At 60.4% G+C, this 589-nt stretch carries 1 protein-coding gene; it reads left to right on the top strand.

Features of this window, described 5'->3' with window-relative positions; all coding sequences use genetic code 11:
• On the top strand, positions 1 to 547 hold a 547-nt coding region (locus tag EN949_RS35570; protein ID WP_127371998.1), incomplete at its 5' end, for an LLM class flavin-dependent oxidoreductase.
• Positions 548 to 589: the final 42 nt, after the last annotated feature.

The following is a 589-nucleotide window of genomic DNA, read 5'->3' as shown; positions in this document are numbered from 1 at the left end:
ACGAAAAACACCCCACCCGCCGATCTGGGTGGCGGCCCGCGACCCGAACTCGCACGATTTCGCCGTCGCCAACGGATGCAAGGTCCAGGTAACGCCGCTGGCTTCCGGCGATGACGAGGTGACGAGCCTGATGCAGCGCTTCAACGCCGCCTGCGCCGCGCATCCCGAGATCGAACGACCGGAAATCATGCTTTTGATGCACACCTTCGTTGCCGACGACGCGGCTGACGCAGATCGCCTGACGCAGGACCTGTCGACTTTCTATTGCCAGTTCGGCGCCTGGTTCCAGAACAAGAAACCAGTGCATCAAGGCATATTGGAGCCGCTGACGCCGGACGAGATCGCGGCCATGCCGCAATACGCGCCCGACAAGATCAGGCAGAACCTGGTGATCGGCGAGGCCGATAAGGTCATCGCCCGGCTGAAGACCTATGAGGCACTCGGCTACAACCAGTATTCGATCTGGATCGACAGCGGGCTTTCGCACGAGCACAAGAAAAAATCGCTGCAACTGTTCATCGACCGGGTGATGCCGGCCTTCCTTTGATCGCGAGCCCATGACCGACGCCCCCTTCAGGAACTTCATCGA

This window comes from Mesorhizobium sp. M7A.F.Ca.US.007.01.2.1 (assembly GCF_003998165.1).
GTDB classification, from domain to species: Bacteria; Pseudomonadota; Alphaproteobacteria; order Rhizobiales; family Rhizobiaceae; genus Mesorhizobium; species Mesorhizobium ciceri.
This window is presented reverse-complemented; position numbering and strand designations above follow the sequence as displayed.